The 21,677-nt window shown below is 71.9% G+C and carries 21 protein-coding genes and 1 riboswitch; of the genes, 10 read left to right on the forward strand and 11 right to left on the reverse strand.

All coding sequences use genetic code 11. The features are described 5' to 3' along the window. Positions 1-18: 18 nt before the first annotated feature. Positions 19-159, reverse strand: coding sequence for a hypothetical protein (locus tag AC0665_RS33580; protein ID WP_468412951.1), 141 nt, complete (start codon positions 157-159; stop codon positions 19-21). A 574-nt stretch (positions 160-733) separates the two neighbouring features. On the opposite strand from AC0665_RS33580, the gene rlmN reads away from it, so the two are divergent. The 5 genes from rlmN (at position 734) to AC0665_RS33605 (ending at position 6,633) form a co-directional block, all read left to right on the forward strand. Next, complete coding sequence (gene rlmN / locus AC0665_RS33585) at positions 734-1,840, forward strand: dual-specificity RNA methyltransferase RlmN (protein ID WP_468412947.1); 1,107 nt, start codon at positions 734-736, stop codon at positions 1,838-1,840. A 39-nt stretch (positions 1,841-1,879) separates the two neighbouring features. Next, positions 1,880-1,986, forward strand: a riboswitch (TPP riboswitch). 124 nt (positions 1,987-2,110) lie between these two features. Then, positions 2,111-3,148: a thiamine ABC transporter substrate-binding protein gene (locus AC0665_RS33590; RefSeq protein ID WP_478706489.1), complete on the forward strand. Its 1,038-nt coding sequence runs from the start codon at positions 2,111-2,113 to the stop codon at positions 3,146-3,148. Continuing rightward, entirely contained in the window at positions 3,124-4,788 is a 1,665-nt protein-coding gene (locus tag AC0665_RS33595; protein ID WP_478706464.1) for an ABC transporter permease, read from the forward strand. The genes AC0665_RS33590 and AC0665_RS33595 overlap by 25 nt, the downstream gene beginning before the upstream one ends. Then, on the forward strand, positions 4,788-5,807 hold the full coding sequence (locus AC0665_RS33600; protein ID WP_478706465.1) for an ABC transporter ATP-binding protein: 1,020 nt from the start codon (positions 4,788-4,790) through the stop codon (positions 5,805-5,807). Before AC0665_RS33595 ends, AC0665_RS33600 begins: the two co-directional genes overlap by 1 nt. Positions 5,808-5,832: 25 nt before the next feature. Further along, a complete protein-coding gene (locus tag AC0665_RS33605; protein WP_478609082.1) occupies positions 5,833-6,633 on the forward strand; it encodes a maleylpyruvate isomerase family mycothiol-dependent enzyme in 801 nt (266 codons plus the stop codon). Between the two features lie 58 nt (positions 6,634-6,691). Here the strand turns inward: AC0665_RS33605 and AC0665_RS33610 are convergent, their stop codons facing one another. The 7 genes from AC0665_RS33610 to AC0665_RS33640 form a co-directional block, all read right to left on the reverse strand. Beyond that, complete coding sequence (locus AC0665_RS33610; protein WP_478706490.1) at positions 6,692-7,387, reverse strand: LAETG motif-containing sortase-dependent surface protein; 696 nt, start codon at positions 7,385-7,387, stop codon at positions 6,692-6,694. A gap of 155 nt (positions 7,388-7,542) precedes the next feature. Continuing rightward, positions 7,543-8,664 (reverse strand): LOG family protein, encoded by a 1,122-nt coding sequence (locus AC0665_RS33615; protein ID WP_478706466.1) that lies wholly within the window; start codon positions 8,662-8,664, stop codon positions 7,543-7,545. 24 nt (positions 8,665-8,688) lie between these two features. Then, positions 8,689-9,096 carry a VOC family protein gene (locus tag AC0665_RS33620; protein WP_468412937.1) on the reverse strand — a complete coding sequence of 136 codons (408 nt, stop codon included), beginning with the start codon at positions 9,094-9,096 and terminating at the stop codon, positions 8,689-8,691. A 118-nt stretch (positions 9,097-9,214) separates the two neighbouring features. Next, positions 9,215-10,816 carry a hypothetical protein gene (locus AC0665_RS33625; RefSeq protein WP_478706467.1) on the reverse strand — a complete coding sequence of 534 codons (1,602 nt, stop codon included), beginning with the start codon at positions 10,814-10,816 and terminating at the stop codon, positions 9,215-9,217. Then, positions 10,798-11,547 carry an ABC transporter ATP-binding protein gene (locus tag AC0665_RS33630; protein ID WP_468412933.1) on the reverse strand — a complete coding sequence of 250 codons (750 nt, stop codon included), beginning with the start codon at positions 11,545-11,547 and terminating at the stop codon, positions 10,798-10,800. The genes AC0665_RS33625 and AC0665_RS33630 overlap by 19 nt, the downstream gene beginning before the upstream one ends. A gap of 206 nt (positions 11,548-11,753) precedes the next feature. Beyond that, positions 11,754-13,121, reverse strand: a complete 1,368-nt coding sequence (locus AC0665_RS33635; RefSeq protein ID WP_478507551.1) for an aspartate aminotransferase family protein — start codon at positions 13,119-13,121, stop codon at positions 11,754-11,756. Between the two features lie 13 nt (positions 13,122-13,134). Next, entirely contained in the window at positions 13,135-13,674 is a 540-nt protein-coding gene (locus AC0665_RS33640) for an Lrp/AsnC family transcriptional regulator (protein WP_468412931.1), read from the reverse strand. Between the two features lie 163 nt (positions 13,675-13,837). Between AC0665_RS33640 and AC0665_RS33645 the strand changes: the two genes are divergently transcribed. The 3 genes from AC0665_RS33645 (at position 13,838) to AC0665_RS33655 (ending at position 17,679) form a co-directional block, all read left to right on the forward strand. Then, a complete protein-coding gene (locus AC0665_RS33645) occupies positions 13,838-15,277 on the forward strand; it encodes a gamma-aminobutyraldehyde dehydrogenase (RefSeq protein ID WP_478609089.1) in 1,440 nt (479 codons plus the stop codon). Positions 15,278-15,383: 106 nt separating this feature from the next. Continuing rightward, entirely contained in the window at positions 15,384-15,908 is a 525-nt protein-coding gene (locus tag AC0665_RS33650; protein WP_478706468.1) for a hypothetical protein, read from the forward strand. A gap of 127 nt (positions 15,909-16,035) precedes the next feature. After that, the gene (locus tag AC0665_RS33655) at positions 16,036-17,679 is read left to right on the forward strand and encodes an RNA polymerase sigma factor (protein ID WP_478706469.1); all 1,644 of its coding nucleotides are present in this window, start codon (positions 16,036-16,038) and stop codon (positions 17,677-17,679) included. On the opposite strand, the gene AC0665_RS33660 is transcribed toward AC0665_RS33655, so the two are convergent. Continuing rightward, positions 17,624-18,349, reverse strand: coding sequence for a glycerophosphodiester phosphodiesterase (locus AC0665_RS33660; RefSeq protein ID WP_478706470.1), 726 nt, complete (start codon positions 18,347-18,349; stop codon positions 17,624-17,626). The genes AC0665_RS33655 and AC0665_RS33660 overlap by 56 nt on opposite strands. Further along, positions 18,346-19,407 carry an adenosine deaminase gene (locus AC0665_RS33665; protein WP_478609098.1) on the reverse strand — a complete coding sequence of 354 codons (1,062 nt, stop codon included), beginning with the start codon at positions 19,405-19,407 and terminating at the stop codon, positions 18,346-18,348. Before AC0665_RS33665 ends, AC0665_RS33660 begins: the two co-directional genes overlap by 4 nt. Before the next feature lie 311 nt (positions 19,408-19,718). On the opposite strand from AC0665_RS33665, the gene AC0665_RS33670 reads away from it, so the two are divergent. Together AC0665_RS33670 and AC0665_RS33675 are read left to right on the forward strand one after the other, a co-directional pair. Next, on the forward strand, positions 19,719-20,342 hold the full coding sequence (locus AC0665_RS33670) for a DUF4190 domain-containing protein (RefSeq protein ID WP_468412919.1): 624 nt from the start codon (positions 19,719-19,721) through the stop codon (positions 20,340-20,342). 68 nt (positions 20,343-20,410) lie between these two features. Further along, positions 20,411-20,875 carry a DUF4190 domain-containing protein gene (locus tag AC0665_RS33675; RefSeq protein WP_031105737.1) on the forward strand — a complete coding sequence of 155 codons (465 nt, stop codon included), beginning with the start codon at positions 20,411-20,413 and terminating at the stop codon, positions 20,873-20,875. 86 nt (positions 20,876-20,961) lie between these two features. Here AC0665_RS33675 and AC0665_RS33680 read toward each other — a convergent pair whose 3' ends face one another. Next, positions 20,962-21,537, reverse strand: a complete 576-nt coding sequence (locus AC0665_RS33680) for an NADAR family protein (RefSeq protein ID WP_478609101.1) — start codon at positions 21,535-21,537, stop codon at positions 20,962-20,964. Positions 21,538-21,677 lie beyond the last annotated feature (140 nt).

A 21,677-nucleotide genomic window follows, 5' to 3' on the forward strand; every position in this document is an offset into this window, starting at 1 on the left:
TCCCGGCGGCGGCACGGCTCAGCGCCGCCGGGGGAACTTCCAGCCGTTCTGCCGCAGCTTGAACAGCACGAACATCCCGCAGAGGGCCCACACCCCCAGGAAGGCCCACTTGAACCACGGGGGGCCTTGCCAACGCTCCGCCAGGTGTACCGATGCCACGCTGAAGGCTGTCATTGCCGGCGCGTGCCCGGGGTGGTGGGCCGGAACACCCGGTTCCGTCGGGAGGGTCGTGTGTGCGTCGCTGCACGGTGATCGGGGGAGGGGGAGACGGTACCGCTCAGTGCCCCTGGTTGCGGCTAGCAGGGTCGGTTGTGTGCTGCCGGTGTGCTGGTCAGCCGAATCGGAGCCCGGTGCTCTCGGCTGCATGGCAGTGGACGCACAGGAAGCGAAGATGGCGCATCCCCGCTTGGCAGCGGGTGCGCTTTTTTAGGCCGCAGGGCGGGCCCTGATGGTGGAACCCACATACAACGAGTATCGGGAGATCCCCGGTGGGTACGAGTCTCCGCTGCACCCGGCCGTCCGAGAGGTTCAGCAAGAGCATCGGGCGTCTGCTCGCGGTCGAGGGGTCCGAACGAGGCCGAGGGCGACAAGGTGCTGTACCTCGCCGAGCCACCTGGGGCCGTCCCTGGGCCGTCCGAGGTCGACCAACGCTCCCAGCCGGCACCCACGGGTGACCACCCCCACCCCACTCCGGCCTGGGCTCCCCGAGTTGATCTGCGACACTGGGAGGGTTATGCCGAAGCCCGGAGAACTCACTTTCGTAGCCCCCCGCGGAGCCAAGAAGCCGCCGCGGCATCTCGCCGATCTCACTCCCGCCGAGCGCAAGGAGGCCGTCGTCGCGGTCGGGGAGAAGCCGTTTCGTGCCAAGCAGCTCTCGCAGCACTACTTCGCGCGGTACGCGCATGATCCGGAGCAGTGGACCGACATCCCCGCCGGGTCCCGGGAGCGGCTGCGGGAGGCGCTGCTGCCCGAGCTGATGACCGTCGTGCGGCATCTGTCGACCGACGAGGGCACCACCCGCAAGACGCTGTGGCGGCTGTTCGACGGGACGCTCGTCGAGTCCGTGCTGATGCGCTACCCGGACCGGGTGACCATGTGCATCAGCTCGCAGGCCGGGTGCGGGATGAACTGCCCGTTCTGTGCCACCGGGCAGGCTGGGCTGGACCGGAATCTGTCCACCGCCGAGATCGTGCACCAGATCGTGGACGGCATGCGCGCCCTCAGGGACGGAGAGGTGCCCGGGGGTCCTGCGCGGCTCAGCAACATCGTCTTCATGGGCATGGGCGAGCCGCTCGCCAACTACAACCGGGTCGCCGGTGCCATCCGGCGGCTCACCGACCCCGAGCCCGACGGGGTGGGTCTCTCCCAGCGCGGCATCACCGTCTCGACGGTCGGGCTCGTCCCGGCCATCCACCGGTTCTCCGACGAGGGCTTCAAGTGCCGCCTCGCCATCTCGCTGCACGCCCCCGACGACGAGCTGCGCGACACCCTCGTCCCGGTCAACACCCGCTGGAAGGTCCGCGAGGTGCTGGACGCCGGCTTCGAGTACAGCGCCAAGTCGGGCCGCCGGCTGTCGATCGAGTACGCGCTGATCAGGGACATCAACGACCAGGCCTGGCGCGGTGACCGTCTCGGCAGGATGCTCAAGGGCAGGCCGGTGCACGTCAACCTGATCCCGCTGAACCCGACCCCCGGGTCCAAGTGGACCGCCTCCCGGCCCGAGGACGAGAAGGCCTTCGTGGAGGCCATCGCCGCCCATGGTGTGCCGGTGACGATCCGGGACACCCGTGGTCAGGAGATCGACGGGGCGTGTGGTCAGCTCGCGGCCACCGAACGGTAGTCTGACCGTCGTAAGCACACCTGCATATTCGACATCTGCACATTCCGACAGGGGAGCGCCACAGCGCTGAGAGTGCGGCACACGGCCGCAGACCCTCCGAACCTGGCCCAGGTCATTCTGGGTAGGGAGATCGGTCACCACTCGAGCTGTTGCGCCCTGCCCGGGACCCCGTAAGTCCCGGGCAGGGCCGCGTCTTCTCCTGGTCACTCCAGGAGGAATCCAGTGAGCATCAACGCAAAGCGGCTGACGGCGGCGGTCGTCGGGCTGGGCATGGCCGGCACGCTCGCCGCGTGCGGGTCGTCCGACGGCGGTCAGGGGTCCGGCGACTCCAAGACCGTCACGCTCGTCAGCCACGACTCGTGGGCCGCGTCCAAGGACGTCATCGCCGCCTTCGAGAAGCAGTCCGGCTACAAGGTCCGGGTGCTGAAGGACGGCGACGCCGGGCAGGCCGTCAACAAGGCCATCCTGACCAAGGACAACCCGCAGGGCGACGTCTTCTTCGGCGTCGACAACACCCTGCTCTCGCGAGCTCTCGACAACGGGCTGTTCCAGTCGTACGAGGCGAAGGGGTCGGAGCAGGTCAAGGCCGCGTACCGGGTCGACCAGGGCAAGCACCGGGTCACGCCCGTCGACACCGGCGACATCTGCGTCAACTACGACAAGAAGTACTTCGCCGATCACAAGCTGCAGCCGCCGCGGAGCTTCGACGATCTCGTCAAGCCGCAGTACAGGAACCTGCTGGTGACCGAGAACGCCTCCGCCTCCTCACCCGGCCTCGGCTTCCTGCTCGGCACCGCCGCGAAGTACGGCGACCAGGGCTGGGAGGGGTACTGGAAGAAGCTCAAGGCCAACGGCGTGAAGGTCGTCGACGGCTGGGAGCAGGCCTACAACGAGGAGTTCTCCGGCTCGGCCGGCGGCAAGAAGGCCAAGGGCGACCGGCCGCTCGTCGTGTCGTACGCCTCCTCGCCGCCCGCCGAGGTCGTCTTCGCCGACCCGAAGCCGAGCACCGCCCCGACCGGCGTCGCCGAGGGCACCTGCTTCCGGCAGGTCGAGTACGCCGGGTTGCTCGCCAACGCGAAGAACGCCAAGGGCGGCAAGGCGTTCCTGGACTTCCTGCTCAGCAAGCGGTTCCAGGAGGACATGCCCATGAACATGTTCGTGTACCCGGTGCGCGAGGGCGCCCAGGTGCCGCCGGAGTTCGTGACGTACGGGCCGCAGGCGAAGGACCCCGAGACCATGGATCCGGCGAAGATCGCCGACCACCGTGACCAGTGGGTCAAGTCGTGGACGTCACTCGTACTGAAGTAGTCCGCACCAGGCGCGGGAGCGCGGCGCGGCTCGGTCTCCTGGCCGTGCCCGTCGCGTTCTTCGCCGTCTTCTTCGCCTATCCCGTCGCCGCGATCGTCGCCCGCGGTCTGAAGGCCGGCGGGACCTGGCACCTCGGGCGGATCGGGGAGGTGCTGGCACAGTCCGACGTGCGGCACGTGCTGTGGTTCACCACCTGGCAGGCACTCGTCTCCACCGCGCTCACGCTGATCGTGGCGCTGCCCGGCGCCTATGTCTTCGCACGCCTCGACTTTCCCGGCAAGCAGGTCCTGCGGGCGGTTGTGACCGTTCCGTTCGTGCTGCCGACGGTCGTCGTCGGCACGGCGTTCCTGGCGCTGGTCGGGCGAGGCGGGCTGCTCGACGAGCTGTGGGGCCTGCGCCTGGACACCACCGTGTGGGCGATCCTGCTCGCGCACGTCTTCTTCAACTACGCGGTGGTCGTCCGTACCGTCGGCGGACTCTGGGCGCAGCTCGACCCGCGGCAGGAGGAGGCCGCCCGGATGCTGGGGGCGTCCCCGCTGAAGGCCTGGCGGCAGGTCACCCTGCCCGCCCTCGCCCCGGCCGTGGCCGCCGCCGCGCTCATGGTCTTCCTGTTCACGTTCACCTCGTTCGGTGTCGTGCAGATCCTCGGCGGGCCCACGTTCTCCACCCTGGAGGTGGAGATCTACCGGCAGACGTCCGAGATCTTCGACCTGTCCACCGCGGCCGTACTCACCATGATCCAGTTCGTGGCGGTGGGGGCGATCCTCGCGGTGCACGCCTGGACCGTGCGCCGGCGGGAGACCGCGCTGCGGCTGGTGGACGCGTCCGTGACCGCGCGCGGGCCACGCGGCGCGGGGCAGTGGGCACTGCTGGGCGGGGTGCTCGCCACCGTCGCCGTGCTGCTCGTGCTGCCGCTCGCCGTGCTGGTGCAGCGGTCCCTGGGCGCGCCGGACCTCGGCTACTACCGGGCGCTGACCCGTGAGGACGGGGGAGTGTTCCTGGTGCCGCCCATCGAGGCGATCGGCAACTCCCTGTCGTACGCGGTCGCCGCCACGCTCATCGCGGTGGTGATCGGCGGGCTCGCCGCGGTGGCGCTCACCCGCCGGGACGCCGGGCGGTTCGTGCGCGGCTTCGACGCGCTGCTGATGCTGCCGCTCGGGGTGTCCGCGGTGACCGTCGGCTTCGGGTTCCTGATCTCCCTCGACGAGCCGCCGCTGGATCTGCGGTCCTCGTGGATCCTCGTGCCGCTCGCCCAGGCGCTGGTGGGGGTGCCGTTCGTCGTCCGCACCATGCTGCCCGTGCTGCGCGCCGTGGACACGCGGCTGAGGGAGGCCGCCTCGGTGCTGGGGGCCTCGCCCTGGCGGGTGTGGCGGGAGGTGGACCTGCCGATGGTGCGGCGGGCGCTGCTGATCGCGGCCGGGTTCGCCTTCGCCGTGTCCCTCGGGGAGTTCGGCGCGACGGTGTTCATCGCACGGCCCGACCGGCCGACGCTGCCGGTGGCCGTGGCGCGGCTGCTGGGGCGGCCCGGGGACCTCAACTACGGCCAGGCGATGGCCCTTTCGACGATTCTGATGGTGGTGTGCGCCGTGGCCCTGCTGGTGCTGGAGCGGCTGCGCACGGACCGGACGGGGGAGTTCTGATGCTGCTGGCCCTGGAGGGCGCGACGGTCCGTTTCGGCGGGCGTGCCGTGCTGGACGCCGTCGACCTGGAGGTCGCGGAGCACGAGGTCGTGTGCGTGCTCGGGCCCAGCGGCAGCGGCAAGTCGACCCTGCTGCGGGCGGTGGCCGGGCTCCAGCCCCTCGACGCGGGGCGGGTGGTGCTCGACGGGCGTGACCAGGCGGGCGTGCCGGCGCACCGGCGCGGTGTCGGGCTGATGTTCCAGGACCACCAGCTGTTCCCGCAGCGGGACGTGGGCGCGAACGTGGCCTTCGGGCTGCGGATGCGCGGTGAGGCGAAGCGGCGGCAGGCCGAGCGGGTGCGGGAGTTGCTGGACCTGGTGGGGCTGCCGGGCGCGGGCCGCCGGGCCGTCGCCTCGCTGTCCGGCGGGGAGCAGCAGCGGGTGGCGCTGGCCCGGGCGCTGGCGCCGAGCCCCCGGCTGCTGATGCTGGACGAGCCGCTGGGGCAGCTGGACCGGTCGCTGCGGGAGCGGCTGGTCGTCGAACTGAAGGAGCTGTTCGGCCGGTTGGGCACGACGGTGCTCGCCGTGACGCACGACCAGGGGGAGGCCTTCGCGCTGGCCGACCGGGTCGTGGTGATGCGGGACGGGCGGATCGCCCAGTCCGGTACGCCACTTGAGGTGTGGCAACGGCCCGCTGACGCGTTCGTCGCCCGCTTCCTGGGCTTCGAGAACGTGGTCGAGGCGACGGTCGGGGCGGAGGCCGCGGACACGCCGTGGGGCAAGGTGCCGGTGCCCGAAGGGGCCCCGCAGGGCACGCGCACGCTGCTCGTGCGCCCCGCCGGAGTGCGCCTGGTGCCCGCCGGCTCGGGACTGCGCTGCACGGTGACCGCGCGCACCTTCAAGGGCACCCACGTGGCCGTCCACCTCCAGCCCCAGGACGCCCCCCGTCTGGAGGCGGCGTGCGCGCTGCGGGACGCCCCGGAGCCGGGGGACGAGGTCGGGATGGAGTTCGACGCGGCCGAAATCGTGGTGCTCGGCTGATCGGCCGCGGCCTAGGGTGCGGGGCATGACGCTGCTGCTCTCTCACGACCGCTACTGCGACGAAATCGCCCACCAGGTCCGCCAGTTGAGGTCGGTGGTGACCTCGGGTGCCGACCTGTCCGCCACGGTGCCGACCTGCCCTGACTGGTCGCTGGAGGACCTCGTACGGCACCTGGGCGGCGCCCTGCGCTGGGTGGAACTCCTGGTGCGCACCCGGGCCCAGGAGGAGGTGCCGGTGGAGCTTGTGCCGGCTGTGGACGGGCCCGGGACGCGGGGGGACGCCGCGGCGCTGGACGCCTGGCTGGCGGAGGCGGGCGAGCAGGTCGTCGCCACCCTGCGGGAGGCGGGCCCGGACACCACGGTGTGGGGCTGGGCCGGGGTGCTCACCGCCGGGTTCTGGGCCCGCCGGATGACCCACGAGATCACCGTGCACCGCGCGGACGCCACGCTGGCGGCCGGACTGCCGTACGAGGTCGCACCCGAGATCGCCGTCGACGCGATAGACGAGTGGCTCCAGATCGTGCAGTACGTGCAGCGGACGCAGCCGCACGACACGGCCGCTGAACTGCGCGGCCCGGGCCGCAGCATCCACCTGCACGCCACCGACACCCGCCCGGGGCTGGACGCCGAGTGGCTGATCGAACTCACCGAGGACGGTGTCACCTGGCGCCGGGGCCACGAGAAGGCCACGGTCGCCCTGCGCGGACCGCTCACCTCCGTCCTGCTGGCGTTCTACCGCCGGCTGCCGCTGGACGCACCGGAGTTGGAGGTGCTGGGCGAGCGGGAGCTGCTGGAGTTCTGGCTGCGGCGGGCGACGTTCGGATGAGACGCGACGTGGCCCGCCCCCGGTCGGGGGACGGGCCACGTCAGGGTGTGCGGGGGCGTCAGCTGTCGCTGTTGGCCCCGCGACGGCGCATGCCGAAGAACACCGCACCGCCACCGACGACGACCAGGGCCGCCGCGATGCCGGCGATGAGGCCGGTGTTGGAGTCGGCACCGGTCTCGGCGAGGTTGGAGTCACCGGCCGGGGCGGGCGCGTTACCCGCCGGCGAGGAGCTCTGGCTCTCCGACGGCTCCGGAGCCGGGGTCTCGGTCTCCTCGGCCGGCTTGGACGGGGAGGCCGACGGGGTCGGCGTCGCCGGGGGAGTCGAGGCGGGGGGAGTCGAAGCCGGGGGCTCCTCCTCCTTCTTGCAGGCCGTGGCCGGGGTGACGAGGTTGGGCTTGATGTCCTCGTCGACGTAACGCGAGGCCTTGACGTGGATGCGGTACTCGGCGTTCGGCTTCCAGGCCTCGGTGAAGGTGATGGTGGTGCCTTCGCGCGAGCCCTTCACCTCCTGCTCGCCGATCTTCTTCACGTCGGCGCCGTTGTTCTCGAGGTACACGGTGACCGTCGCCGGGATGCCGGCGGGGTCCACGTCGGTGACGGTGATGACGCCCTTGTCGCCGTCGCACTTCGCCTCGGCGGAGAACTCGCTGATGTTGCAGGCGAGCGCGTTGCCTGCGGTGCCGAGCGCGAGCGCGGCCGAGGCGGAGACGACGCCGAGGACGCGCACGGCACGTGCGCGGCGGGATACGGACAGAACTGCCACGTTTGTCCTTTACGGGATTGCTCAAGCGGGGGGTGGAGGCGGTGTTGACGGAACATCAGCACCACCGGGAGGCTCACAGGTCTATAAGCGCTGCGTAAGTAGTGTCAACGCATATGCTGCGTGCAAGCACTTGCTTTGCCTTCTTATTAACCGCCGAGACGTTTCAACGCCTCCGGCGCCTCCTCGATCCGCTCCACGAGCGCGATGCGCGCCTCCATCGAACGCCCCTGGGCCAGGGACCGCAGCAGCGGCCACGCGGGCAGCTTCTCCGTCCAGTGCGTGCGGTTCACGAGCACCATCGGCGTCGGTTCGCCGCGCGACGCGTAGTAGTTGGGCGTCGCGTTGTCGAAGATCTCCTGTACGGTCCCGGCGGCGCCGGGCAGGAACACCACGCCCGCGTTGGACCGGGCCAGCAGGCCGTCCTCGCGGGTGGCGTTGGCGAAGTACTTGGCGATGTGCGAGGCGAAGGCGTTCGGCGGCTCGTGGCCGTAGAACCAGGTCGGGATGCCCACCGAGCGGCCACCGCGCGGCCAGCGGGCGCGTATCTCGAAGGCGGCCGACGCCCACTGGGTGATCGACGGAGTGAAACGCGGTGCTTTGCCGAGGAGTTCGAGCGACTCGGTGAGCATCTCGTCGCCGAACGGGGCCGCGTACGCGCCGAGGTTCGCCGCCTCCATCGCGCCCGGGCCGCCGCCGGTGGCGATGGTGAAGCCGGCGCGGGCCAGTTCCCGGCCGAGCCGTGCGGCGCCCGCGTACTCCTCGGTGCCGCGGGCCATCGCGTGCCCGCCCATCACACCCACCACCCGGGCGCCGGACAGGAGTTCGTCGAGGGCGTCCGAGACGGAGTCGTCGTGGACCGCGCGCAGCATGGACGCGTAGATGTCGCGGTCCGCCTTCGTGCGCTGGAACCAGGCGTAGGCGAGGGCGTCGGGCGTGGCCTCGTAGCCGTCGGCCAGGGACGCGAAGAGTTCGTCCGGGGAGTAGACCGCGCCCCGGTACGGATCGAAGGGCAGACCGGGTACCGGCGGGAAGACCAGGGCGCCGTCGGCGCGGATCTTCGCCGCCGCCTCCTCGCGCATCGCGCAGCCGAGGAAGACGGCGCCCGCCGTGTCGGTGCCGAGCAGTTCGCGCGTACGGTCCGTCAGGTCGACGGCCTGGACCCGGTATCCGGCGAGTGTGCCGCGGGCCGAGACGGTCGCGTCGAACTCCTCGAGGGTCTCTATCTCACGGTCGTCGTGGTGGGCCGCATGGGCGGGCATCGTCTGCACGCGCCCATGCTGGCACAGCGCGCCTCAGCCCTGGACGGCCGCGGGGTCCATCCACACGACCTCGAAGGTGTGGCCGTCCACGTCGTCGAAGGCACGGCCGTACATGAAGCCGTGGTCCTGGGTCTCGCCCGAGACGGAACCACCCGCCGCGACCGCCTTCTCGACCAGTTCGTCGACCTTCTCGCGGCTCTCGGCGCTCAGCGCGATCAGCACCTCACTGGTCGTTGTCGAGTCCGCGACCTGCTTCTTCGTGAACTGGAGGTACTTGTCCTCGGTGTGCACCATCACCACGATGGTGTCGCTGATCACGACCGAGGCGGTCGTGTCGTCGCTGAACTGCTCGTTGATCGTGAAGCCCAGCTGCGTGAAGAACTTCTTCGAGGCGTCCACGTCGCGGGTGCACAGGTTCACGAAGATCATCTGCTGGTACATGCGAGTCTCTCCCATCACGTCCGTGTCGTTACGGGGGGATAGACGGGGCCAGGGCCCGGAACTCATCGGCGTACGACGAACTTTTTTCGTACGAGTTTCCGGAGCCTCGCCGCGGGCCTCAGCGCGCCAGGGGCAGGGCCGCCAGTTCCGCGACCGTCAGCGTGAGCGGGCCGAACAGGGCGAGCAGCGCGCCCGCGCGGAGGGCGGCGGCGCTGCGCAGCATCGTGGCCGGGGCGCCGAGGCGCAGCAGCGCGGCGGTGGTGCCGGCGCGGGCCTGCCGGGCCTCCACGGCGGCCGTGAGCAGCGTCGCCACGGTGCAGCCGGCCACGAGCAGCACGCCGAGGGTGGTCAGCGGGCCGAGCGAGAGTCCGTCCGGGGCGTGCAGCAGCGCCATGGCCCACGCGGCGGAGGCGACCGCGCAGACGACGCCCAGGGGACGTCCGATGCGCAGGGCCTCGGCCATGAGGATGCGGCCGGCCAGCAGCCGCAGGGCGCCGGGACGGGCCGACTGGAGCAGCCGTCCGCACAGGTGGGTCAGGCCCGGACCGGCCAGGGCCAGGCCGACCGCGGCCAGCGCCCAGCCCGCCATCACGCCGGGGGAGGCGCCGGAGAAGGTGAGGTCGGGCGGTGTGGGGGCGGTGCGGCTGGTGTAGCTCTCCACGGCCAGGCCGGCGGCCAGCACGGTGATGCCCCAGGGGAGACCGGAGGGGGCGGCGGTGCTGTCCGGCAGGGTCGTGCCGGGGGCCGCGGGGTCGTCGGCGGTGTCGGGTGCCTCGGCGTCCGGGCCGGGATGCCTGTCCAGGGCTCCGGCGGGGCTGATGGCGCCGGCCGTGTCGGGCGCCGCCGCACGCGGGCTGAGCCGCTGGGCGGGATCGTCCGGCAGGCCCCCCACGCCCGCCGCCTGCGGGGCACCGGGCGGAGTGACGTCCACGGCCGCGTCCCCGGTGCCCGGGTGCGCTGCGGGGGGCCGAGCGTGATCCACGACCGCGCTCACCGTCCCGCCCGCCCCCGTGGTCGCCGCCGGGGCCGACCCGCTCGTGCGGGCCGCCGGCGGAGCGCTCTTGGCGGCTGCGGCGGGAGCGCCGAGCGCCGGGCGGGCGAACTGCCGGCCGAACCGGCCGTACGCCCCGAAGGTCTCGCGGGTGCTGGTGCGCCGGTACGCGCCGAAGCGGCCGTACGTCCGGGCCGCCCCGGACCCGGCCGGCACCGCCTCGCGGGGCCGCAGGGTCAGCGCCACCGCCACGGACGCCCCCACGGGCAGCAGCGCCAGCAGGGTCAGGGCCCCCGGCAGCGGCAGGGGCCGGTCCGCCGCGAGCCACTCGGCGGCGGCGCCGTCGAAGGGCATGCCCGTCAGGTCGCCCCGCAGGTGCAGGAAGACGAGCAGGGCCAGCATCGAACCGAGGGTGCAGGACAGGGCCGTCGTCGTCGCCGAGACCGCCATCATGCGCACCGGCCCGAGGCCGATCGCCGAGAGCCCCGGGCGGGGCTTGGTGCCGGGGTCGGTACGGGCCACCGCGATCGCGAAGTACACCGTGGCGGCCAGGGGTGCGGCGCACCAGGCCAGCCGCAGCAGGGCGGATCCGGGGGAGCCGGGGTGGCCCAGCGCGTAGCCGAGGGCGCACAGCAGGAGGAAACCCGTGCCCGCCGAGGCGGCGGTGACCAGGAGGCGGCGCAGCTGGACGGCCGGGTGGGCGCCGCGGCTCAGACGGAGAGCGAGCACGCTGCCCGGCCTTCCGGCTCGGCGTTCTCGCTGACCGGGGGCAGGTGCACCGTCTGCACGCGCCGCCCGTCGAGGAGGGACACCGTGCGGTCGGCGAGGGCCGCGGTCTCCGCGTCGTGGGTGGCCAGCACGACGGTGATGCGGTGGGAGCGGGCCGCCGTGGTGAGGGTGCGCAGCACATGGGCCCGGTCGGCCCGGTGCAGGGGCGCCGTGGGCTCGTCGGCGAACAGGACCGAGGGCGCGGGGGCCAGGGCACGGGCGATGCAGACCCGCTGGCGCTCGGCCTGCACCAGCTGGTGCGGGCGTTTGCGGGCGCTGTCGCCGATGTCGAGGCGCTCCAGCCATTCCAGGGCGGCGGTCTTGGCGCGGCGCCGGCTGGTGCCGCGCAGCATCAGCGGCAGGGCGGTGTTCTCCCAGGCGTTGAGCTCCGGGACCAGCGAGGGAGCCGGGTCGATCCAGCCGAAGCGGTCGCGGCGCAGCCGTTCGCGGGTGAGGGGGCCCATGGTGTGGACGGGCATGCTGTTGAACCAGACCTCGCCGCGCCGCACGGGCACCAGGCCGGACAGGCACCGCAGCAGGGTCGTCTTGCCGCTGCCGCGCGGGCCGCCGATGGCGAGGATCTCGCCCTCCCGCACGCCGAGCGAGACACCGCAGAGCGCGGGCGAGCCGTCGTCGTGCTGGAAGTGCAGGGCGCGTGCCCAGAGCACGTCGTTGTCCGGCGGGGCCTCCATGCGCGTACACCTCGGTTCAGATCCGTAGTTCCCGTGCCATCCCCCGTGCGGGGGAACGAAGGCAGGGCCGATCGGTCACTGGGCACGCTAGGCAGAAGGCGGCTCGGCGTCGGACAGCACGCGGCCCCGGGCCGCCGTTTCTCACTCGAACGGGCGGTACCGGGGCCGGTGTTGATCATCCATGCAGACGATCGGAGCGCCGGGCGTCAGAGCTTCGTCCACGCCTCCGTGAGGGTGGCGCGCAGGATCTGCTCGATCTCGTCGAACGTCGACTGGTCGGAGATCAGCGGCGGGGCGAGCTGGACGACCGGGTCGCCGCGGTCGTCGGCGCGGCAGTACAGGCCGTTGTCGTACAGCGCCTTGGAGAGGAAGCCGTACAGGACGCGCTCGGTCTCCTCGTCGTCGAAGGACTCCTTGGTGTGCTTGTCCTTCACCAGCTCGATGCCGTAGAAGAAGCCGTTGCCGCGGACGTCGCCGACGATCGGCAGGTCGTGGAGCTTCTCCAGGGTGGCGCGGAAGTTGCCCTCGTTGTCCAGGACGTGCTGGTTGAGGTTCTCGCGCTCGAACAGGTCGAGGTTGGCCAGGCCCACGGCCGCGGAGACCGGGTGGCCGCCGAAGGTGTAGCCGTGCAGGAAGGTGTTGTCGCCCTTGTAGAACGGCTCGGCCAGACGGTCGGAGATGATGCAGGCGCCGATCGGGGAGTAGCCCGAGGTCATGCCCTTGGCGCAGGTGATCATGTCCGGCACGTAGTCGAACTTGTCGCAGGCGAAGTAGGTGCCCAGGCGGCCGAAGGCGCAGATGACCTCGTCCGAGACGAGCAGCACGTCGTACCGGTCGCAGATCTCGCGGACCCGCTGGAAGTAGCCGGGCGGGGGCGGGAAGCAGCCGCCCGCGTTCTGCACCGGCTCCAGGAAGACCGCGGCGACGGTGTCCGGGCCCTCGAAGAGGATCTGCTGCTCGATCTGGTCGGCGGCCCAGCGGCCGTAGGCCTCGGGGTCGTCGCCGTGGATCGGGGCGCGGTAGATGTTGGTGTTCGGGACCTTGTGCGCGCCCGGGACCAGCGGTTCGAAGGGGGCCTTCAGGGCCGGCAGGCCGGTGATGGACAGGGCGCCCTGCGGGGTGCCGTGGTAGGCGACGGCGCGGGATATGACCTTGTGCTTGGTGGGCTTGCCGACCAGCTTGAAGTACTGCTTGGCGAGCTTCCAGGCGGTCTCCACCGCCTCACCGCCGCCGGTGGTGAAGAAGACCTTGTTCAGGTCGCCCGGCGCGTGGTGGGCCAGGCGCTCGGCCAGCTCGACGGCCTTGGGGTGGGCGTAGGACCACACGGGGAAGAACGCGAGCTCCTGCGCCTGCTTGAAGGCGGTCTCGGCGAGCTCCACGCGGCCGTGCCCGGCCTGCACCACGAACAGCCCGGCGAGGCCGTCCAGGTAGCGCTTGCCCTGGTCGTCGTAGATGTACGTGCCCTCGCCCCGGACGATGGTGGGGACGGGGGTCTTCTCGTACGACGACATGCGCGTGAAGTGCATCCACAGGTGGTCGTACGCGGTCTGGGAGAGGTCCTTGCTCACGGCTATCGGGTCCTCACGGTCATCGGGTTCCCCACATGTAGGTCTGCTTCTTGAGCTTGAGGTAGACGAAGCTCTCGGTGGAGCGCACTCCGGGCACGGCCCGGATGCGCTTGTTGATGACCTCCAGCAGGTGGTCGTCGTCCTCGCAGACGATCTCCACCATCAGGTCGAAGGACCCCGCGGTCATCACCACGTACTCGCACTCGGGCATGGCCGACAGCGCGTCCGCGACCGCCTCCACGTCGCCCTCGACGTTGACGCCGACCATCGCCTGTCTGCGGAAGCCCACGGTGAGCGGGTCCGTGACGGCGACGATCTGCATCACGCCCTGGTCGAGCAGCTTCTGGACGCGCTGGCGCACGGCCGCCTCCGACAGGCCCACGGCCTTGCCGATGGCGGCGTACGGCCGGCGGCCGTCCTCCTGGAGCTGCTCGATGATGGCGAGGGAGACGGCGTCCAGCTGGGGCGAGCTGCCGTTCCTGGACTCGCGGGAGGGCTCGCGGTGCTCCCGCGACCCCTTCTGGTCTGCGCTTCGACTGGCCACGGGGTCACTGTGCACGAGGTATCGACACTTCCGCAAGCCTGGATCGATGAAATCCGTTGTTTCAGTCCCTCAGTACTGCGGATTCCGCATGAGTGAAGGGAGCAGGGGTGTTGAAAACGTGGATCCGCCGACTAGGGTGGTGTCTCAAGTAATGGACATCCGAACTGGAGGGCCGGCAGTGAGCACCGAGCTGCGTCGTCTGCGCAACTACATCGGCGGTGAGTTCCGGGACGCCGCCGACGGACGGACCACCGAGGTGGTCAATCCCGCGACGGGCGAGGCGTACGCGACCGCTCCGCTGTCCGGGCAGGCGGACGTGGACGCCGCCATGGCGGCGGCCGCCGAGGCCTTTCCCGGCTGGCGCGACACCACGCCCGCCGAGCGCCAGAAGGCCCTGCTGAAGATCGCGGACGCCTTCGAGGAGCGCGCCGAGGAGCTGATCGCGGCCGAGGTGGAGAACACGGGCAAGCCGGTCGGGCTGACCCGCTCCGAGGAGATCCCGCCGATGGTGGACCAGATCCGCTTCTTCGCGGGTGCGGCGCGGATGCTCGAGGGCCGCTCGGCCGGTGAGTACATGGAGGGCCTGACCTCCATCGTGCGCCGCGAGCCGGTCGGCGTCTGCGCGCAGGTCGCGCCGTGGAACTACCCGATGATGATGGCCGTGTGGAAGTTCGCCCCGGCGATCGCCGCGGGCAACACGGTCGTGCTCAAGCCGTCCGACACCACCCCGGCCTCCACGGTCCTGATCGCGGAGATCCTCGGCGGGATCCTGCCGAAGGGCGTCTTCAACGTCATCTGCGGCGACCGCGAGACCGGCCGCATGATGGTCGAGCACGAGATCCCGGCGATGGCCTCCATCACCGGCTCGGTGCGTGCCGGTATGCAGGTCGCCGAGTCCGCCGCCAAGGACGTCAAGCGCGTCCACCTGGAGCTGGGCGGCAAGGCGCCGGTCGTGGTCTTCGAGGACACCGACATCGCCAAGGCCGTCGAGGACATCTCGGTCGCGGGGTACTTCAACGCGGGCCAGGACTGCACCGCCGCCACGCGCGTGCTCGTCCACGAGTCCATCCACGACGAGTTCGTCTCCGCGCTGGCCAAGACCGCGTCCGAGACGAAGACCGGGCAGCCGGACGACGAGGACGTGCTGTTCGGCCCGCTCAACAACCCCAACCAGCTCAAGCAGGTCGAGGGCTTCATCGACCGGCTGCCCGCGCACGCGCGCGTGGAGGCCGGCGGCAAGCGCGTCGGCGACAAGGGCTACTTCTACGCCCCGACCGTCGTCTCGGGCCTGAAGCAGGACGACGAGATCATCCAGAACGAGGTCTTCGGTCCCGTCATCACCGTGCAGTCCTTCTCCGACGAGGAGCAGGCGGTCGAGTGGGCCAACGGCGTGGAGTACGCGCTCGCCTCCTCGGTGTGGACCAGGGACCACGGCCGGGCGATGCGCATGTCGAAGAAGCTGGACTTCGGCTGCGTGTGGATCAACACCCACATCCCGCTGGTCGCCGAGATGCCGCACGGCGGCTTCAAGAAGTCCGGCTACGGCAAGGACCTCTCGGGCTACGGCTTCGACGACTACACGCGGATCAAGCACGTGATGACGTCGCTGGACGCGTAGGCACACGGTTCGGTCGTGACGGCCCCGGGCGCACGGCGCCCGGGGCCGTTCCGCTGCCCGAGGACCCCATTTTTGAACATGTTCAAGACAGGCGTAGAGTGCGTCCATGAACGACAGAGCCGCCCTGGTGAAGGGCATCCGCGCCTGGTTGCTGTTCTTCGTCGTGTGCCTGGTGCTGAGCGGCGCCACCGCCTTTCCCCTGGTGCACGAACTGCGCTGGACCGAGGACCTGTTGCGCGCGCTCTCCGTCGGCGAGTACCTGCCCGGCCTGACGGAGTGGATCGAGCGCGTCCGGGCGGGCCTGGACCAGGCCGACGCCGAATACCCCTTCCTGCTCTACGGCACGGACTGGCTCGCCTTCGCGCACCTGGTGATCGCGGTCGCCTTCTACGGGCCCTACCGCGACCCGGTCCGCAACATCTGGGTCGTCGAGTTCGGGATGATCGCCTGCGCGGGCATCGTCCCACTCGCCCTGATCTGCGGGCCGCTGCGCGGGATCCCCGTGTGGTGGTCGGTGATCGACATGGCCTTCGGCGTGTTCGGGGTGATCCCGCTGTACGTCGTACACCGGCGCATCAAGCGGCTGGAGGCGCTGACCGCGCCGGTGGCCGTCCCGGTGCCCGCCGGTTGAGAAAAACTGTTATCCCGCGAACCTTCACGCCGTCTCCCCGTATGTGATCCCGCGCATAGCCAAGACCCCCGTGCCGCCTGAGAGGGTGCGAGCCGAGAAGTACCGATCCCAGCCGGCGAGGGGCCCCATGGACAGTCAGCACTGGCCCGCCGTCGTCACGGCGGCGCAGGCCGGTGACCGGCGGGCGCTGGACGAGCTGGTCGAGGGCTGGCTGCCGCTGGTCTACAACATCGTGGGCCGGGCCCTGAACGGGCACGCCGACGTCGACGACGTCGTCCAGGAGACCATGCTGCGCGCGGTCGGCAACCTCGGCTCGCTGCGCGACCCGGACAGCTTCCGGTCCTGGCTGGTGGCGATCGCCATGCGGCAGATCCGCGACCGGGCCCGGCGGAAGACCCCGGACCGGCTGGAGGAGGCGGCGGCCGCCGACTTCGCCGAAGTGACCGTGCTGCGGCTCCAGCTGGAGGGACAGCGCCGCGAGGTCGCCGAGGCGGTGCGCTGGCTCGACGACGAGGACCGGCAGCTGCTGTCGCTGTGGTGGCTGGAGGTCGCGGGCGAACTGACCCGGCGTGAACTGGCCGCCGCCGTGGGCATCACGCGCCGGCACGCCGCCGTGCGCGTCCAGCGGATGAAGGAGCGCCTGGAGACCTCGCGCGGCATCGTCCGCGCCCTGGACGGCGCCTGCCCCGGGCTGCGGGACCTCACCGGTCGCTGGGACGGCCGGCCCGACTCGGTGTGGCGCAAACGGCTGGCCCGGCACATCCGCGGCTGCGGCTACTGCGGCGGCGCCCGCGAAGCCGTCGTCCCGGCCGAACGCCTCCTGGCCGGCATCGCCCTCGTCCCGCTGCCCGTCGGCTTCACCCTGTCGCTCGCCCTCGGCGGCAAGACCGCGACGGCCGCCGCCTCGGCCGGCTGGTCCGCCAAGCTGCTCGGCGCGCTCACCAAGCCGGCCGTCGCGGTGACGGCGGGCGCGACGATCGCGGCGGGCGGCGCCTACGTCGTCAGCCGGCCGCCGGACGCCCCGCCGCCCCGGGCCGCGATCACCGCCACGCCCACGGTCACGGCCACCTCCGCATCGCCGGGATCCTCCGCGCGGCCCTCCCCGGCCCCCACGTCGTCGGCGGCGGCGAAGAGCACCGACCTGTACGGCGTCGTCGTCGACGCCGTCGACCGCGCCCCGGACCCGGACGCCCGGCCCGCCGCCCTGCCGCACCGACCCGAGTCCGGCATCACCAGCACCGGCGGCCCGAAGGCCGTCATGCAGCACCGCGGCGACCGCGTGACCCTCACGGGCCGCGGCTATGTCCTGGTCCGCTGGCAGATCTCGCCCAGGTCCCGGCCCGGCGCACTGGTCATGCCGTCCTGGACCGGCCTGAAAGGCAAGCTGTTCCACGTGGCGTCGGGTGGCTGGCGGCGGATGGACGACCCGTTGCCCGGCGCGCCGGACGGCTACGCCACCGGCATGGGAGGCCCCGCCATCGGCTACGCCGTCCTCCCGCCCGGCACCCAGCAGATGTGGCAGAACGAGTACTTCTACGTCGACGGCACCGTCACCCTCACCCAGAACGAACGGGGCTGCGACTACGGCCTGACCGTCTTCCCGTCGAACTGGGAGGCCGTGGACAAGGACGTCAACGAGGGGCCCGGCCAGGGCGCCCTGCGCTACGGCCTCGTCCGCGACACCGGCACGGACAGCGCGCCGGTGCCGCAGTACGTCACACGGGCGACCCCGGCCGATCCGGCGACGGTGCCGCAGCGCTCGCGCGTGTAGCGCACAGCAGGTCGACGCGGTTCGTCGTGATCGAGTCCACGCCCGCCCGCAGCAGCCGTCGCATGGAGCGGCGGGTGTCGGGGGTCCAGACGGAGAGCAGGTAACCGTCGCGGTGCACGCGCTCGGCGAGCGGGCGGTCCACCAGCGGGAAGCGGTAGTTGAGCCAGCGCGGGCGGATCGCCTCCAGCAAGGCGGGCCGCGGCGGGGCCAGCGTCGTCCAGGTCAGGGCGATCTCGGCGGCCGGGTCCGCCGCGCGCACGGCGAGCATGGAGTCGGCGCCCGCGCAGTAGTAGACGCGGTCCGCGGCCCCGGCCTCCGTCACGACGCCCATGACCCGGCGCACGGCCCGCACGTCGGGCGAGCCGGGCAGGTCGATCATCAGCCGGTGCCCGCCGGTCGCGGCCAGCGCCTCGGCCAGGGTGGGCACCCCGCCGCCGGTCAGGCCGCGCACCTCCTCACAGGACAGCGCGGCCACCGGCCGCCGGTGCTCCCAGAGCCGTTCGAGGGTGGCGTCGTGCAGCAGCACCGGGACGCCGTCCCGGGTGAGCCGTACGTCGATCTCCACCGCGTCGGCACCGCGGCGCAGCGCGGAACGCAGCGAGGCGACGGTGTTCTCGCGGACGCGATAGGGGTCGCCCCGGTGGGCCACGGCGACCGGGGCGGGCGTCACCGGGAGAGCCACTGCGCGGTGTACGAGTCGATCTCGTCGGCGATCCGGGCCTTGCCGGCCGCGTCCAGGAAGGACGCCTCGACGGCGTTCCTGGCCAGTTCGGCCATGCCCCGCTCGTCGAGGTCCAGCAGCCGGGCGGCGACCGCGTACTCGTTGTCGAGGTCGGTGCCGAACATCGGCGGGTCGTCGGAGTTGACGGTGACCAGGACCCCGGCCCGCACGAACTCCTTGATCGGGTGCTCGTCGAGGGTGCGGACGGCGCGGGTGGCGATGTTCGAGGTGGGGCACACCTCCAGCGGGATCCGGTGCTCGGCGAGGTGCGCGAGCAGCTTCGGGTCCTGCGCGGAGCTGGTGCCGTGGCCGATGCGCTCGGCCCGCAGGTGGGTCAGAGCGTCCCACACCGTCCGGGGGCCGGTGGTCTCACCGGCGTGCGGCACGGAGTGCAGTCCGGCCGCGATCGCCCGGTCGAAGTACGGCTTGAACTGCGGCCGTTCCACGCCGACCTCGGGCCCGCCGAGACCGAAGGAGACCAGGCCCTCCGGGCGCAGCCGGTCGTCGGTGGCGAGCCGGGTCGTCTCCTCGGCCGCTTCCAGGCCCGCCTCGCCGGGGATGTCGAAGCACCAGCGCAGCACGGTCCCGAAGTCGGCCTCGGCCGCCTTGCGGGCGTCCTCGATCGCGTCCATGAAGGCGCGCTCGTCGATGCCGCGGCGGGTGGAGGAGAAGGGGGTGACGGTCAGCTCGGCGTACCGCACGTGCTGCCGGGCCATGTCCCGGGCCACCTCGTACGTCAGCAGCCGGACGTCCTCCGGGGTGCGGATCAGGTCGACGACCGACAGGTAGACGTCGATGAAGTGCGCGAAGTCGGTGAACGTGAAGTAGTCGGCCAGCGCCTCGGGGTCGGTCGGCACCTTCGAGTCGGGGTGCCGCGCGGCCAGTTCGGAGACGATCCGGGGGGAGGCGGAGCCCACGTGGTGCACATGCAGTTCGGCCTTGGGCAGTCCGGCGATGAACGCCGTGAGGTCGCGCGGGGCGTGGGGGTCGACGAGATGCTGGGTCAAGGTTCCTCCCCGGAACGGCGCCCCGGCCGGCACAGGGCGGGCGGGCGCGGGTGATCGGCTGATCGATGACTCGGAAGCATCGTATGCGGTGGGCCGCCGCCTCCCGCGGGCGCGGGGCTGGGGCGGTCCCGGGCGGGCGGGGGAGGAGTCGTGCTCCCGCGGCGCCCTGCGCCACGGGCGGGTCACTCAGGGGGGCGACCGGTGCCCGGGACCCCCGCCGCCGAGTACGCGAGCGCCCTCACACCCGCACTGTGGCCAGGACCGGGCGGCCCCGTAGCATGGCGGGACGATCGACCCAGGGGGGATGCACGATGACGGACGCGACGCAGCCAGACGGCGGCAGTCATGACCCGTGGGCGCCGCCGGAGAGCACGCCCTCGCTCGACAAGAACCCGGCGCCGCGGCCACCGTCCGTGCACGACCAGGCCACGGTCACGTCCATGCCGGGGTTCACGCCGCCCACCGGTACGCCGCAGTACGACCCCGCCGGCACCGGAGCCGTCCCGCCCCCGCCCATGGCGCCCACCGGGCCGGGAGCGCCCGGCGGCTACGGCTACCCCGCCTACCCCCAGTCCGGCTACGGCTGGCCCGGCATGCCCATGGCTCCCCAGAACGGCCTGGGCATCGCCGCGATGGTGCTCGGCATCGTCTCCTGCGCCCTGTTCTGCCTCTACGGCGTGGTCTCCCTGGTCACCGGCATCCTCGCCGTCATCTTCGGCATCAAGGGCCGCAAGCGCGCGGAGGCCGGAGTGGCCACCAACCACGGTCAGGCCCAGGCCGGTCTGATCATGGGCATCATCGGGATCATCCTCGGCATCACCGTGATCGTCCTGATCGCCGTCGGCATCACGGCGGCGATCAACAGCGACAGCCGCGACGACGACCCGTACTACGGCACCCTCGGCCCGGTGGCCACCGCCGCGTCCCCCCGCTGAACCAGGGCCTAGCACGGCCGACTTGGCCACTACGATGCCCTGGTCTGACAACGGAGGGGAGAGCGTCCATGTCCAACACCAACCCGCCCCCGGGTGGTTTCGGCCCGCCGGCCCAGCCGCCGCAGCAGCCGGCCCCCGGATACGGCTATCCGCAGCAGCCCGGCCCGGGCTACGGCTACCCCCAGGGCGGCCCCGGCTACCCCGCCGCGCCGCCCGTGGGCTACCCGCAGGCGCCCGGCTACGGGATGCCCGCGCAGCCGAGCAACGGCATGGGCACCACGGGACTGGTGCTGGGCATCATCGGCGTGGTGTGCAGCGTGACGTTCATCATGTGGTTCTTCGGCGTGATCCTCGGCATTCTCGCGATCATCTTCGGTGCCATCGGCCGCGGCAGGGCCACCCGCGGTGAGGCCACCAACAAGGGCGCGGCGACCGCGGGCCTGGTCTGCGGCATCATCGCCACGGTGATCCTTCCGCTGCTGGGCTTCCTGCTGTTCGCCAGCATCATGGGCGGGCTCGGCGCGGCTTCCTGAGCGGAGCTCCCGGAGCCGCTCGGCGCGGCTGTCCGAAGGAGCTCCCGGAGCGCAGGAGGGGCCGGTCCACGGGACCGGCCCCTCGCTCATGCTCCGGTCGCCCGCAGCCGCTCCCGCGCCTCCATCAGCGCGAACCCCAGCAGGTTCGGCCCACGCCACCGCTGCGGATCGGACGCCGCCTCGTCGTCCGCGGTCAGTCCGATGCCCCACACCCGGTCCACGGGGCTGGCCTCGACCAGCACCCGGTCGCCCGTGCCCAGGAGATACCCCAGCAGCTCGGGATGCGCGCCGAACTTGTGGACGCTGCCCTCCACCACGATCCGGAACCGCTCCCGCTGCCAGAGCGTCTCGTCGAACCCGCGCACCAGCCGCCCGGCCTTCTTGGCCTCGGCGGGATGCCCGGCGGACAGCACGGCCCGCTCGGCCGCGGCGTCCTCGAAGAGCCGGGCCTTGCCGGCCATCATCCAGTGCTCGGCCGTCGCGTAGGCCACGCCGTCGACCGTGAACGGGGCCGGCCACCACTGGCTCAGACAGCTCGCCCCGATCCGCCCGTCCGGCCGCGGCCGGTGCCCCCAGAAATGCAGATACCTGATCCGCGCTCCCGCGCGGACCGCCCTGATCAGGGCCTCGCGCGAGCCCACCGCCCCCGTGATCTCATCCATGCACGCGAGTCTGGCACCCACCACGGACACAGCGTCCTGCCTTTTCGCGGCGCACTCGACACCTGGTCGACAGATTCCGTCGCGTAACCAAAAATCAACAACGGAATCACTTGTTGGAGTGGCATACCTCTGTCAGGATC

It is taken from the genome of Streptomyces sp. NPDC043685, from assembly GCF_056436585.1.